Below are 13,313 nucleotides of genomic sequence, written 5' to 3'. Positions count from 1 at the left end.
CTACTTCTTCAGTTTGATTTTCTTGGTGATCTTGACCTTGATGGTCTTCTTGGAGAAGGTGAAGCCGTAGGCGGCCATCTTTAGCCAGCCATTCTTTTCGCTCACCACTGTTGTTGCTGTTGACTTGGTGCCTTTTTCATTTGTGACAGTTACTGAGGCACTCAAAGGAGCGTTGCTAAATCCATAGAGACATCGGGCAACATCGCTCCGCATGACGAGGTCGTAGGTGCCCTTAACGGTTGTCTCACCGCCAGGTTCAAAGTGAAGGCCGGCGACTTTATACGACAAGAATCCACCGCTGTATGCAGGTTGGCCACCGTCGTAAACCATGGCGTTGGTTGAGACAATTCCAAGCACTCGCGTTTTGTCACTTAGGCACTTATTGCCCGTGTTGTTTGTAATTGACCCAAAACCCCATAGTGTGTTGATCCCGGCGGCAGTGTCGGCGTTGGCCTTGCGGAAGTAATCCATGTAGGCAAAGGTGCGGCTGTCTGACGCTTTGGACCAAGTTCGAAAGCCATTCTCCCAGCCACCAGCCATGCCGTTTCGATTGGCAAACGCACGCTCAGTCGCATTCAAATCGGTGATCGGTTTGACCACGGCCATGCGCGGAACCGAAACTGGGCTGCCTTCTACAACGAGTTTGTTGTTTGTTGCTGAGAACTTGGAGACGCTTATACTTGCACTCTGTAAACGGCCTCGGAACCACCCGCCAATGTCGTCACTGACACGCGTGGTTAGGCGCACACGTGTTCCTGCGGAATAGTCCTGTGCGACACCGCAAACCCCAGTTCCAGTCCAAGCACATTCTGGCCCATGGCCACCGATGCCGATTCCCCTAACGCCCAGGTGATTTGATTCCACCGTGCTTTGAAAAGGGGCTCGGTAACTTGGATCCGCTGATTCACGGTAAGGAATTACTGCAGCTGTGACTGCACCGGAGTGCCATTTTTGAGTCTTTTTATCAAAACCAACTGACACGTTCACCATTACCGAATAGGTAGTTGTACCGCTCGCACTTGGCACTTCGGGGATGTCCCACAGAGAAACTGTTGACGCTTCGAAATAGTTGTACTTAGGTGCTTCGGCAAACTTGATGCCGTCCGGATTGCCCAGGAAAGTTGCGGAATGGAATACTCCGTCAGCACCAGCCAATTCGAGCTGCGCCACACAGTTCTCGTCCTTTGCATCAGTGCAGACCGGAAGGATTGAACGACCTTGTGTGTTTGAACCTGCTTTGTTCGAGAAACAAGAAATGTCATCTCCACCGTCACAGGTCCATTGACTATCGCTTCCATTTGCCAGCCTTTCGCTGGAGCTCAGTAAGGAGGTGTTGTCAATCGAACCATCGTCATTTATCAGGAACACAGCCTGTTCGCCGTCGCTACTCGTTGCATCGGCATTGAAGGCATCGGTGGTCAAGGGTTCAGCCTGAGCAGCGAGAGTACTGGTGGTGAGTACCAGTGCCATTGCGGCAAGAATGCCAACAATCTTTTTAGTGTGCGAACGCCCCATGAATTCCCCCAAATCCTGTTGCCAAGAATAGTAGATAAATGGGCGTGGTTGGCAGTAGATTTTTAGAAGGTAAGTCGGGGGCGGCGTTTAGCTGCACTTGCCAAATGATTGGGGAATCATGAAAAAGTTCAAAGGCCTTTTTGCTGCTGCAGCTCTCATTGCTGCAGTCCTAGTGCCAACAACATCAAGCAGTGCCGCACTGGTGGCACCAAAAACTGCTTGGTCTGCCTGCAGCGAGATCAAAGTCACCTACTGCGTTGAATCGGTATCGGTGCAGATGCTGGGCGGCCTGACTGAAACCCTTACCTACACCCCGGCAACAGCTCAGGACCCAAAGAAGTCATCTGAGCACGCGGGATACTGGACCAGCGAGACCTGGGCTGAGAACCACCTAACAGCTGGCTATGACGGTTTGGCCGTCAAGATTGCGCCAGCCAACGCGTATGTTCCGCACCTATACATGGACGTAATTCCGGTGAAGTTTGATGGCACCAAGGTGACCACCGCTTATCAGGAGGGCTCTGACTCAGCAGCGGTTGACCTTTTGCTTGACGAAACAATCACATTCAAGGCCAACTACGGCGAGATTTTGCCTGGCATCAACATTGGTCAGGGCATGAACCTGAACGTGGCCGACGACGGCAAGGCTTTTACGATTTCGGGCAACCCGGTATCGGTGTCTTTTTCTGAGAACACCAACAACTACCTAACCGGTGACTCAATCGCCGATTCAACCAGCAACTCGTTGAGCGTCTTTATGGTCATCGAGAATGACGACATGGGTATGGGCGTTGAGGGCTTGACCGGCAAGATGAGCGTTACCACCAACGCGCCAGACACATCAACCCCAAGCTGGAACGCCAGCACCGGTGAGATGACCTGGATTGCCCGCGCCCCTCACTTCAAGTCAGATGGCCTGACCATCAATGACGGCTTCTACCGCTCGGTTATTCCGGCGGCCGATGCTGCGATTCTTTGGGGACTGACCAACCCGGCCGATGCTGCCAAGGCGCTAAAGGTGACAATTGCCAACAACGTGAGCGGCAAGACCGTTGCAATCAGCAAGATCACCTACAACACCAATTTGAAGGCGATTGTGATTGAGCACTCGGGATTCCAGTACTCAAAGAACGCATTCAAGATCAAGCGCAACCCAACTTATAAAAAGTTTGCGTCACTGAAGATGCGCACCTGTGTGCAGATCAAACCTTCAGCACCTGGGCCGAACACCTTGAAGCAAAAAGCTGGCGCTTGCGGTGCTGGTTACCGCGCCAAGTAGGCGGCTCGTAAACTTATGCGCGCTGGGGCAATCGGTGTTGAAATCTTTACCGATTATTTCGATGCCCGCCGTAATAACAGACGGGTGTCGGCGTGTATTGGTAATGTAGGGATTACGACAACTTCACTTGAAACCAAGCCTTGTGAGAACGTCGTAAGCAATACATGGTTTGAAGAATTGCGATTCTGACGGCCAAAGGAAAGTCTCGGGACTAATGAATTCGTAGCCTCGGGACTTTTCCCTTTTAAGTGGGTGTTCCACAGTGACCGGGTTATCCACTGATTTAGAAATCACTTGATTGAACTAAGTTGAACTAAGTACAGTTAGTGCATGTCGAAAATCGTGAATATGCATGAAGCCAAAACGCACCTATCTAGGTTGGCCGATGAAGTTCACGCGACCGGGGAGTCTTTCATAATTGCCAAAGCGGGTAGTCCTTGGGTGCAGGTGAGTTTGATTCCGAACAAGAAGCCAACGTTTGGTTGCCTGGCAGCTGAGATGCAAAACGTAGACATCGAAGCATTTGAAGCCATGGACGAGGCATTTGCTAAGATGTTTGACAGCGAAAACGATGACCATGCTGCTTGATTCACATGTTCTTCTTTGGTTCAGTGCCGGCAGCTCAAAGCTAGGCAAGAATGCTCGGCGGCGGATCGAACGTGCACACCAGTTGCACTACTCCTCACTTAGCGCACTCGAGCTTGGAATAAAGAGCATAGAAGGAAAACTTAACCTCCCTAAGAACTACTTTGCTAGCCTCAAGGCTGCCGGTTTTCTTGAGGTTCAATTTGACTCTGACCATGCAACAGAATTGACGACTATGCAAGGCTTGATCGGGCACGACCCTATAGATCGAGGAATCGTTGCGACCGCAATTTCAACCAACATGCCACTGATAACCGCCGACCGCAGAATCCTTGCTCTGAACCTTCCGTTTGTTTTTGATGCGCAAGATTAAAGTCGTCTTCCTGACGTTCTACTTTGAGGCTTGGGACGCCCTGGCCGAAACCCACCGGATTATGAGCGGTGACCCACGGTTTGAAGTGACTGTGGTTGCGGTTGATCGGCGACTAACCGGCGATGAAGGTTATGGCGGCGTGGCCGACGTATCGGCGTTTTTTGACTCACACGGCATCAAACACCTGGTAAATGCAGACTTAACTGCTCTCGAGCCTGACTACATTTTTGTTAATTATCCGTGGCAAAGAAACTACGCGCCACAGTACCGGCCAGACAAGTTGGCGGCGATCGGCCGCATTGTTTATGTGCCCTACTACTCACTGCCGTTGGTGGCCGAGCCGGTTGATGGCGTGCACCCAGAATCTGGGTTTGAGGCCATTGGTGCCCACCTTTATACGCAGCGGATGCACCAGCTGGCGTCACTGGTTTTTGTGCAGGACAAGTTTTTGAAGGATGCCTATGGGCAGTTGCCGCGCGGAAACGATCATGTGCATTTTGTGGGGTCAACCAAGCTTGATGCGCTGATTGAAGAGGTTGAGGAAATTGCCGAGTCGGGCAAGCTGGCCGTGCGCGCGCTGACCACGCTGGTTTGGGCTCCGCATCACAGCTACTCCCCCCACTGGTTGAACTTTGGTGTGTTTGCATCGGTGTGCCACGAGGTTTTGGATTGGGCTGCTGCCCACCCGGCCGTGCAGGTTACTTTGCGCCCGCACCCGTTTTTGTTTGGCACGCTGGTTGACCGCGAGGTTATGGCCGCTGCCGACTTGGATGACTGGCTGGCTCGTTGGCGGGCACTGCCAAATACATCGATAGATTCTGAGAGTTCATCGGCCATGATTTTTGCTCAGGCTGATGCCCTGTTGACTGATGGAATTTCGTATTTGGCCGAGTGGCCAATGGCCATGGGTAAGCCGGCGCTGTTTATTGAGAACCCTGGGCACTGGATGTTTAGTCCGCTTGGCGAGTTAGCCGAGGCTGCTGCGGTGAAGGTTGAGGGCGTAGGCGAGCTGGAAGGTTTGCTTGAGTCAACACCGAGCCGGGCTGCTGAGATTAGCGCGCTGCGAGATGCCGCCATGCCGTTTGCCGGTGAGGCCGCCGAGCGCATTGTTGCTGCAGTAGTTGCCGACTTTGCTGGGCCAGATGGCAAAGGCAGTGGGTCGGCTTTGATTGACCCAGCTGCGATTACAGACTTGCCATGGGAGCTTCAAGCAGGGCGCGAACCGCTAAGGGATTAGCGGCTGCCTACGCGCATTACTTGATGCTGATTTTGCCCTCTGCGCCAGATGGCTTTAACTCAACCCAGGTGTTGCCCGGAGCCAGCTTGATAACTGCGCCCTCGGCATCGGTCAGAACAATCGGTGCTGTGGCACTGGCCTTAGACCAGGTGCCAATAACGTACTTTCCAGCCGAGAAAACCCAGACTTTTCCGGTTGAGACCATCACGGTTTTTGGCACATTGCCGTACTTGCGGTCGGCGTAGCTGCGGTCAATTTTGACCTCCATAACCACAACGTTGCTGGCGGCAACCTGCTTGCCGGTGGCGGCATCTTTGTGAATCTCGCCGTCTTGGGTACGCAGCCACTTGAACTTGTAGGTGCTAGGCGCCCACTGGGCCGAGGCCTGCGGAAAATTGACCGTGAAGCTCTTAGCAACCTCAGTGCCCGAGACCGCAGCGGTTGAACTGTTCAAGTCGGTGGCATAGGTGAACTGTGGGGCCGGAGCCGGAAGATCGGTGTGCTGGCTGGCCAGCTTTTGAGCATTGACGATTACGTTGTGCGGGGCTGGGCGGCTGCTGGTTCTAGAGAACGTGCCCTTGCCCTGCTCGGTGGTCTCGGACGCATTGAAGACGGGTGCCTTCTGCATCATTTGCACAAACGCATACTGGCCACCCGAGTAGCAAACAATGCCACCGAATGGGCTGATGATGTCTGGGTCCATTGGCCTAATTGAACGAACCGGACCAACCTCGGTCGGCTGCTGTGAGTGCCAGATGGCAACCAAACGCGTTAGCCCACCTTCGACCATTTCGTCAAACACGATGTCGGTTGAGTTGAGGCCAAGCTGAGGGCGGGCTGCATAAGAGTTATCGATCTTGCAAGCCACCGATGGCTTTGCAGTGAACGAGGTGTCGTCAACGCCCTCTTGGTAAACCACGCCGGTAAGCGGTGCGGTCACGTAAACCGGGGTTGGTGTTGGCGACGGACTTGGGCTTGCACTGTTGCTGGCATTTGGCTGACCGTTTGGACCAGCCGCACATGCGGTTAGAAGAAGTACTGATGTTGCTACAAGTGCAATTTTGCCGAGGTTCATGCTCGCAAGTTTATGCCGTCACCCGCCATTCAATAGACTTTTAGGCATGAAGGTTTTAGTTACCGGCGGCGCCGGGTACATCGGTTCACACGTGGTTCGACTACTGCAGCAGCGCGGTGATGAAGTTGTGGTTATTGACGACATGAGCGCCGGAGTCATTGAGCGCCTGGGTGGCGCAAAGTTGCTGCCACTTGATTTGGCTGCACCCGAAGCAATGACTCTGCTTACCGAACTGTTCAAGACCGAGAAGATCGAGGCAGTGATTCACCTGGCCGCCCGCAAAAAGGTTGGCGAATCGGTTGAGCTGCCTGAGTGGTACTACGAGCAAAACATCAGTGGCCTGGCGCACCTATTGGGTGCCATGCGCCAGACCGGCGTGACCAAGCTGGTGTTCTCATCATCAGCCGCAACTTACGGCATGCCAGATGTTCCGGCGGTTTCTGAAGACCTACAGTGTGAGCCAATTAACCCTTACGGCCAGACCAAGTTGATTGGTGAGTGGATGGTTGCCAACGCAGCCCGCGCCTGGGGTCTGCGCGGTGCAAACCTGCGCTACTTTAACGTTGCCGGAGCCGGCTGGCCTGACCTAGCCGACACCGCGATTGCCAACTTGGTGCCGATTGTTTTTGCGGCCATCCGTGCTGGCAAAGACCCGGTGGTTTTTGGTGATGACTACCCAACCCCAGATGGCAGCTGCGTGCGCGACTATGTTCACGTGCACGACCTTGCTGAGGCCCACCTGAGCGCCCTTGACTACCTTGACCGCGATGACCGCCCGCACGACACATTCAACGTGGGCACGGGTCAGGGCTCGAGTGTTTTTGAGGTTTTGGATGAGATCAAGAAGGTCTCTGAAATTGACTTCAAGATTGATGTTCAGCCTCGCCGAGCCGGTGACCCACCGTACCTAGCTGCAGATGTTTCGCGCATTCGCGAGACTTTGGGCTGGAGCGCAAAGCGCAACCTGCACGACATTATTGAGAGCGCCTGGAACGCCTAAATCGTTTATTTTAGGCTGGCGTTAGCGCGGTCTAGGTCTTCGGCAAAATCAACCTCAACCGCATAGAGATCACTGATGTCTACCGCTTGGAATTTGAGACCGTCCTGCTCGATGGCAACTTCAATTCCGCGCTCAAAGTAATCGGTGTCGTCAACCTCAGCCAGGCGCTTGATTAGCGCAGCTTTGTCTTGCGCGGCAACATAGTTGATGCCAACAGCCTCACCCAAACCGCCAAGAACCTGCTTTGAAAGCTGGGCAATTTGGCCGGCAGCATCGAGGGTGTATTTGACCTCTTCGTCGCTAACCTTGGCGGTGTTTACGACCACAAAACTCTGGTTGGCATCCATCATCGGGGTAACGCGCACCAAAACCTGCGGGTCAAAAACCACGTCACCGTTGAGCCACAAAACGCCGCCGTCACCCGAGGCACGCAGCGCCTTGAGCAAACTCTTTGAGGTGTTGGTCTGGTCATAGAACTCGTTGTAAACAAAGGTTGCTTCAGGAAACCGCTCGATGATGGCCTCAAGTTTGAAACCCACCACGATCATTACGCGACTGGTTTCGCCGAAGGCGGCATCGATGTTGTCAAACTGCTGCTTCATAATCGAGCGGCCGTCGCGAAGCTCGGTGAGCGGCTTTGGCAGCGGGCGGGCAAGGCGCGTGCCCATGCCGGCGGCAAGAATTACAACCTGTTTTGACATGCGTTCAAGACTACTTGCCGAAGACAATCTCAACCACTCGCGCGGCCGCTTTGCCGTCTTCGAGTGAGTTGAATTTTTGCTGCCAGGCTGCGTATTTTGCGGCATAGGTTTTGCTGTCGGAACCGATGTTCTTGAGCTCGGCCAGCAGATCATCTACATTGCTGCAAATTGGCCCCGGGGCCTCGGCTCTGAAGTCAAAATAGAAACCGCGCTCGGCCTCGTAGCGCTCGAGGTCTGGCACCAAAAAGAACACCGGTTTCCCGGTGACCGTAAAGTCAAACATCACCGATGAATAGTCAGTCACCAGTGCGTCGGCGGCCAGGTAAAGCTCGGCAACATCTGGGTAGTTAGTGACGTCAATGGCGTTGCCGGCCACCGATGAATTGTGCGCGCCATGGGTTAGGTGGTGACCACGAAACATCATGCGCATGCCGGCGGGCATCGGTGTGTTTTTGCCAAGGTAGTTGACCGCTTGCCAGTTGCCGGTGGCGCTGAGTTTGTAGTCGCGCCAGGTTGGGGCATAGAGCACCAGCCACTCGGTAGGGTCGGTCACGCCCAGCTCGCGGCGCACGCGCTCGCGCACACCCTCAGGCTGGTTGGTCAGGCGGTCGTTGCGCGGGTAACCGGTCTCAATAATGTTGCCCGAAAAGCTGAATGCGCTCGGGAAAATCTGGGTGCAGTATGGGCTTGGCGATACCAAGAAGTTCCACGCCGCTGCCTCGCGATCCATGGTGGCAAGGTAAGCCTTTGACGGGCCGGTGCCCTCAATGTCGCGGCCCAAGCGCTTGAGCGGTGTGCCGTGCCAAGTCTGCAGATAAACCTGCCCGGCCACTTTGCGAAAGTACCAAGGAAAGCTGTTGTTGTTGACCAGGTACTTGGCGGTTGCCAACACCTTGAGCCACTGACGTGAACCCCAAACCACACCGATGCTGCCTTCGGGCGCCTGAGCCTTGCCGCGGCGGATGGTCCAGTAAAAAGTAAGTTCTGGGTGGGTGGTTTTGAGTTGGTGAAAGATGTCTAGCGGGCTGTCGCTAACCGACTCACCGTGAAAGGACTCAAACAGCACGGCCTGGCTGAGTTGCTTGGTGTCTTGCGGGCGGTATTGCAGCTTTCGAAAAACGTCTGCTCGGCGGCGGTTTAGTGCCCCGATAATTCGAGCCGGCGAATACCCCTGCAGCAGCTTCATGCGCTGACTCGGCTCTTATCGATGGTCTGGCCGGCACCTCTAAAGAAGCCCATCCAGAAACCCCAACCCCAACTGAAGTGAATGGTTGGCAGCACGATCAAAAGCGCGATGCGTGACTTGAGGCTGAGCCCGCCGGCTGTGGCGGCCAACCCGGCAGCGCCCATAAAGTAAGCGGCCAGGGGCAAGATGCCGATGTACCAGCCAGCCAAAACCATCCAAAGCCCAGCGATTACCGCGGCGACCAAAAGCGGTGGCGCAAAGTAACGCTTAGGTGCGTTCTTTAGATCACGCTTGGTGAGGTCTCCGCGCCAAACACCGGTTGAGTAAAACTGCTTGACTAGGCGGTCAAAACGGCCGCGCGGCCAATAGACCACTCGCAGCTCTGGACTAAACCACACCAATCCCCCGGTGGCCTTGATTCGCTGCGCGAGCTCCCAGTCTTCACCGCGAATAATGCTCTCGTCGTAACCGCCAACCCGGGTTAGCGCACTCTTTTTGAAGATGCCTAGGTATGCGCTCTCGGCCTCGCCGGCCTCGCCGCCAACGTGAAAGTTTGCTCCACCGATTCCGAATCGGCTGGTGTACGCCCAGGCGGTGGCCTTTTGAAAAGCGCTGCGCCCACGGGCATCCATGATGCCACCCAACAAATCAGCGTTTTGCATAAGCAAAATGCGTACGCCGTTGGCAAAATACCCCTCGGCCGGCTCTGAGTGAGCATCGATTCGAATCACGATGTCGTGCTTGCTCTGACGAATTGCCTCGTTCAAACCAACCGTGGTTAGCCCACGAGGGTTATCGATTAGCCGAATGCGGCTATCGGCAGCAGCCAGCTCCTGCGCAATTTGGGTGGTGCCGTCGGTCGATGGACCAAGTGCCAGCAGCAACTCAAATTCACCCGGATAGTTCTGGTTGATAACGCTAGCCACGGCATCAGCCAGGTGACCGGCCTCATTCAGCACCGGCATGATTACTGAGATTGCCTCGGCTTTGCCAGCTTCAGAATTTGAAGACTTGCTAGCCACGATTAGTCGACCGTGGTTGAGCCGTTGGCTGCGTTGTATGCGTCGACAACGGTCTGAGGGTCGCCATCCATGCGCAGCACGCCTTTTTCAAGCCAGATAACGCGGGTACAGGTATCAAGAATTGACTTCATGCTGTGGCTAACCAAAAACACGGTGCCGGCGCTGTCTTTCATCTGGCGCATGCGAGCCTCAGAGCGGTTGCGGAACGCCTGGTCACCAACGGCCAAAGCCTCATCGATGATCAAAATGTCGTGGTCGCGGTGCGCTGCAATGGCAAAACGCAGGCGGGCTGACATGCCCGATGAGTAGGTGCGCATCGGCAGTTCAATGAACTGCTCAAGGCCAGCGAATTCGGTAATTGCGTCAACCGACTGCTCGGCCTCTTTGCGGTCAAGGCCCATTGCCATGCCACCCAGCAGAATGTTCTTTTCACCCGAAAGCGCCGGCAACAAGGCTGCTCCAACGCCAAGCAGGGTCGGACGAGCCGAGGCGTAGATGTTGCCTTTGTCGATTGGGGTTAGGCCAGAGACCGCGCGCATCAAAGATGACTTGCCCGAGCCGTTGCTGCCGATCAGGCCAACCGACTCACCCTCGTAGACGGTGAAGCTGACGCCCTTGACGGCGTGAACCTCGCGAAGCTGGGTCTTCTTTTTCAGCAGACCGTTGCGGCTGTTCTCGCCCACGGCACGCTTGCCCGAGGCATAAACCTTATAAACAATGTGAACGTCGTCGACAATGACAACCGGTTTGCGTTCGTTAGTCTCGGCCATAGCGCTCCTCGGCTTTCCAGAAGTAAACCGTGCCCAAGATGAACAACCCAAATGCCCACACCGATGCCCCGATCCAAAGCTGAGGCTCCATGCTGTGGCCACTGACCAAGGCACCGCGGCCAAGCTCGATGAAGTCGTAAACCGGGTTCCACTTCATGATGGCCATCAGGGTTGGGTACTGGTCGAGCAGGCTGTCGATGCTGAAGAAAATACCGCTGGTGTAGAACATGATTCGAGTGATGAACGGAATCAGGTTTGAAAAGTCGCGAACCTGGGTGGTCAAGCGTGCCGACACCATGGCCAGACCGGCGCTGAACACAATCATCAACAGCACCACCGGGATGAGCCCAAACCAGCTCAAGGTGACCTGACGCTGAATGATGAGCACCAAAACCAATAGCACTGCCAACTGCGGCAATAGGTTGATGAGCTGGCGGATAACTGCCGAGATTGGCAGCAGGATGCGAGGAAAGCTGAGGCTCTTGACCAAGCCGTTGTTGCTCGTGAGCGAGCTTGCGCCGGTTGAAAAACTGGCTGAGAAGAATGAGAACAAAAATACGCCGGTAAAGAGGAACGGCAAGAAGTTGTCGGGGCGGTTGTCCCCAAGGATGATGCCGAAGATCAGGCCGTAGGTGGTTGCCTGGATGGTTGGCAGAAGAACCATCCACCAGCGGCCAAGGCGGTTACGCGCATTCAGGGCATCATTGGTGAATTTTGAGAGTGCAATGGCAAAGTCTCGGCGAGCCCAAGCATCTTTGAGGTAGCTCGCGAAGGGTGGTCGAGCGCCCATGCGCTTAAGGCCATGCTGCGCTGCATATTCTGCGAGTTCCATGTGGTTCACCTGCCTAAGTTTATTGGAAAAGGGCCTGGGATTACTCCCAGGCCCTTTTCTAGATTTGTCTAAAAGACGGTACTGCTGAGATTACTCAGCCTTGTTGCCAATACCCTTGGCAACGATTACTGCAAGAGCAGTAACAGCGGTACCAATAAGGATTGCTAGTACGTAGGTTAGAGCGTTGGTCACTAGTGGGAACACGAAGATACCACCGTGTGGTGCGCGTAGCTCGTTGCCGAATACAGCAACTAGAGCACCGGTTACACCAGAACCAAGCATGATTGAAGGAATCACGCGGATTGGGTCAGCAGCAGCGAATGGGATTGCACCTTCAGAGATGAATGATGCACCTAGTAGCCATGCAGCCTTACCGTTTTCGCGCTCTGACTCGGTGAATAGCTTCTTGCGTAGCTGGGTAGCTAGTGCAAGACCTAGTGGAGGAGTCATACCTGCAGCCATAACGATAGCCATAACCTGGAACTCGGTTGCTGAAGCAACAGCACCAGCAGCAGCAAGACCGGTAACACCGAAGGTGTAAGCAACCTTGTTAACTGGGCCACCCATGTCGAATGCCATCATTAGACCGATAACGATACCTAGTACAACTAGACCTGCAGTTGAGATGCCGTTTAGCCACTCGGTTAGACCGGTAACAAGTGCACCAATTGGGGTCTTTAGAACTAGAACCATTGAAACACCAGCAATGATCGAAGCTAGTAGAGGAATTACAACTACTGGCATAACTGGCTTGATCCAGTTAGCTACTGGCCAGCGGCTGATCCATAGAGCAGCAAAACCAGCGATGAAACCACCAGCGATTGCGCCAAGGAAGCCGGTGCCGGTACCCAATGGGTTGCCGTCTAGACCGGTTGCAAGTGCACCAGCAACGAAGCCAGGTGCGATACCAGGACGGTCAGCAATTGCGAATGCAATGTAACCAGCTAGTACTGGCACGAAGAATGCGAATGCAGCCTTACCTAGCCAGAAGATGATGAATGCCCAGTTACCTACGTTTAGCAGGTCAAATCCGGTTACTGCTCCACCCTCGTTGGTTGGAACACCCATCTTTGCTGCGTCGTACGCGTGGATACCATCAGTACCTGCAGCAGCGGCTCCAAGAAGGAAGCCAAGAGCGATCAAAATACCGCCGGCTGCTACGAAAGGAATCATGTATGAAACACCGGTCATCAGCCATTGGCGGATGCGAGTTCCGATTGATGCGTTACTCACTATGAGTCTCCTATTAGCTCTCTAGTTTGAGATCTGGGCCCACGGGGCGTGGTCCCAGGTTGTGTATTACTTACTTCTTACCGAAGAGGCCTCCGAGGAAGCCGCCCTTCTTCTCTGAAGATGGCTTCTCTGCCGCCTTCTCTTTCTCTGCTGGTTGAGCAGCAGAAGCTTCGTTGCCAACTTTCTTGGCGGTTCCGTTGGCAGCTGCCTCTAGAACTTCAGTGATAAGTGCAGTTGCACCGCGCATTGCCTTAGCAACCGGTACCTCGATGTATGGCTTGCCGTTGAAACGCTCGCGGCCAACTACCTCTAGGTCAACACCAAAGATCACAGCGTCAGCTGAATCAATGACGTCTTGCTTTAGTGGGTTTGAACCTGCTGAACCCTGGGTCTCAACGATTACCTCGTGACCTAGCTTCTTGCCAGCCTGCTCTAGAGCCTCTGCTGCCATGTAGGTGTGGGCGATGCCGGTGATGCATGAAGTGACACAAACGATTTTTGCCAT

General features: G+C 54.4%; 14 protein-coding genes. 5 read left to right on the top strand and 9 right to left on the bottom strand.

Translation table 11 applies throughout. The annotated features are described in order from the left end of the window. On the bottom strand, nucleotides 1-1,515 hold the full coding sequence (locus OO731_RS00575; protein WP_264890260.1) for a hypothetical protein: 1,515 nt from the start codon (nucleotides 1,513-1,515) through the stop codon (nucleotides 1-3). 118 nt (nucleotides 1,516-1,633) lie between these two features. On the opposite strand from OO731_RS00575, the gene OO731_RS00570 reads away from it, so the two are divergent. From OO731_RS00570 to OO731_RS00555, 4 genes are all read left to right on the top strand, one after another. Then, a complete protein-coding gene (locus OO731_RS00570) occupies nucleotides 1,634-2,794 on the top strand; it encodes a hypothetical protein (protein WP_264890259.1) in 1,161 nt (386 codons plus the stop codon). Nucleotides 2,795-3,124: 330 nt separating this feature from the next. Further along, the gene (locus OO731_RS00565; RefSeq protein ID WP_264890258.1) at nucleotides 3,125-3,382 is read left to right on the top strand and encodes a type II toxin-antitoxin system prevent-host-death family antitoxin; all 258 of its coding nucleotides are present in this window, start codon (nucleotides 3,125-3,127) and stop codon (nucleotides 3,380-3,382) included. After that, nucleotides 3,351-3,752 (top strand): type II toxin-antitoxin system VapC family toxin, encoded by a 402-nt coding sequence (locus OO731_RS00560; RefSeq protein WP_264890257.1) that lies wholly within the window; start codon nucleotides 3,351-3,353, stop codon nucleotides 3,750-3,752. Before OO731_RS00565 ends, OO731_RS00560 begins: the two co-directional genes overlap by 32 nt. Next, nucleotides 3,739-4,989, top strand: a complete 1,251-nt coding sequence (locus OO731_RS00555) for a hypothetical protein (protein WP_264890256.1) — start codon at nucleotides 3,739-3,741, stop codon at nucleotides 4,987-4,989. Before OO731_RS00560 ends, OO731_RS00555 begins: the two co-directional genes overlap by 14 nt. 16 nt (nucleotides 4,990-5,005) lie before the next feature. Here OO731_RS00555 and OO731_RS00550 read toward each other — a convergent pair whose 3' ends face one another. Beyond that, entirely contained in the window at nucleotides 5,006-6,064 is a 1,059-nt protein-coding gene (locus OO731_RS00550; RefSeq protein ID WP_264890255.1) for a DUF3048 domain-containing protein, read from the bottom strand. A gap of 46 nt (nucleotides 6,065-6,110) precedes the next feature. Between OO731_RS00550 and galE the strand changes: the two genes are divergently transcribed. Beyond that, nucleotides 6,111-7,064, top strand: a complete 954-nt coding sequence (galE, locus tag OO731_RS00545; protein WP_264890254.1) for a UDP-glucose 4-epimerase GalE — start codon at nucleotides 6,111-6,113, stop codon at nucleotides 7,062-7,064. A 5-nt stretch (nucleotides 7,065-7,069) separates the two neighbouring features. Here galE and OO731_RS00540 read toward each other — a convergent pair whose 3' ends face one another. From OO731_RS00540 to OO731_RS00510, 7 genes are all read right to left on the bottom strand, one after another. Further along, nucleotides 7,070-7,765, bottom strand: a complete 696-nt coding sequence (locus OO731_RS00540; RefSeq protein WP_264890253.1) for a phosphocholine cytidylyltransferase family protein — start codon at nucleotides 7,763-7,765, stop codon at nucleotides 7,070-7,072. 10 nt (nucleotides 7,766-7,775) lie between these two features. After that, entirely contained in the window at nucleotides 7,776-8,951 is a 1,176-nt protein-coding gene (locus OO731_RS00535) for a CDP-glycerol glycerophosphotransferase family protein (RefSeq protein WP_264890252.1), read from the bottom strand. Continuing rightward, entirely contained in the window at nucleotides 8,948-9,973 is a 1,026-nt protein-coding gene (locus OO731_RS00530; RefSeq protein ID WP_264890251.1) for a glycosyltransferase family 2 protein, read from the bottom strand. The genes OO731_RS00535 and OO731_RS00530 overlap by 4 nt, the downstream gene beginning before the upstream one ends. 2 nt (nucleotides 9,974-9,975) lie before the next feature. Further along, on the bottom strand, nucleotides 9,976-10,743 hold the full coding sequence (locus OO731_RS00525; RefSeq protein ID WP_264890250.1) for an ABC transporter ATP-binding protein: 768 nt from the start codon (nucleotides 10,741-10,743) through the stop codon (nucleotides 9,976-9,978). After that, nucleotides 10,730-11,575 carry an ABC transporter permease gene (locus OO731_RS00520; RefSeq protein WP_264890249.1) on the bottom strand — a complete coding sequence of 282 codons (846 nt, stop codon included), beginning with the start codon at nucleotides 11,573-11,575 and terminating at the stop codon, nucleotides 10,730-10,732. Before OO731_RS00520 ends, OO731_RS00525 begins: the two co-directional genes overlap by 14 nt. A gap of 90 nt (nucleotides 11,576-11,665) precedes the next feature. Next, a complete protein-coding gene (locus tag OO731_RS00515; protein ID WP_264890248.1) occupies nucleotides 11,666-12,808 on the bottom strand; it encodes a PTS fructose transporter subunit IIC in 1,143 nt (380 codons plus the stop codon). Between the two features lie 70 nt (nucleotides 12,809-12,878). Beyond that, a complete protein-coding gene (locus OO731_RS00510; protein ID WP_138274891.1) occupies nucleotides 12,879-13,313 on the bottom strand; it encodes a fructose PTS transporter subunit IIB in 435 nt (144 codons plus the stop codon).

It is taken from the genome of Rhodoluna sp. KAS3 (genome assembly GCF_026000575.1).
Lineage (GTDB): Bacteria > Actinomycetota > Actinomycetes > Actinomycetales > Microbacteriaceae > Rhodoluna.
The sequence above is the reverse complement of the archived record's forward strand: the minus strand, read 5'-3'. Positions and strand labels throughout refer to the sequence as shown.